Origin of the sequence: Streptomyces fildesensis, assembly GCF_016107395.1 — a bacterium.
GTDB classification, from domain to species: domain Bacteria; phylum Actinomycetota; class Actinomycetes; order Streptomycetales; family Streptomycetaceae; genus Actinacidiphila; species Actinacidiphila fildesensis.
This window is the reverse complement of the sequence record NZ_JAAIKO010000166.1, coordinates 1-543: the sequence shown is the minus strand read 5'-3', so window position 1 is coordinate 543 and position 543 is coordinate 1. Positions and strand designations below refer to the sequence as shown.

General features: G+C 67.2%; 1 protein-coding gene. It reads right to left on the bottom strand.

The features are described from left to right. A partial coding sequence (locus C6N31_RS42420; RefSeq protein ID WP_198359648.1) for an AMP-binding protein occupies positions 1-543 on the bottom strand: 543 nt, incomplete at both ends.

The following is a 543-nucleotide window of genomic DNA, read 5'->3' as shown; positions in this document are numbered from 1 at the left end:
GCGGGTGTTGGCCATGGGGCGGCCGATGGGCACGGTGGCGTTGCCCGTGTAGGGGTTGGGGATGGGGTAGCAGGTGGCGAAGGTGGTGGTTTCGGTGGGTCCGTAGCCGTCGGTGACGGTGGTGGTGGGGCAGGCTTGTTGGAGGCGTTGGACGGATGCACCGGATACGGCTTCGCCGCCGGTCCAGATCTGCTGCACCCCGGTGAGGGTTTCGGGGTGGTGTTCGGTCATGACGTTGAACAGGGAGCTGGTGAGCCAGGCTGCGGTGACGTGGTGTTCGGTGATGGTTTTCTGCAGTAGGGGGATGTCGAGGTCGCCGGCGGGGGCGATGACGATGGCGCCGCCGTTGAGGAGTGGGACCCAGATTTCGTAGGTGGAGGCGTCGAAGGCGGACGGTGAGTGGTGCAGAACCCGCTGGTGCGCGTGGGGATCGAAGCGGGGGTCGAGGGCGAGTGAGGTGACGTTGCGGTGGGTGACGACGACGCCTTTGGGGGTGCCGGTGGAGCCGGAGGTGTACATCACGTACGCGGCGGCGTCCGGCTG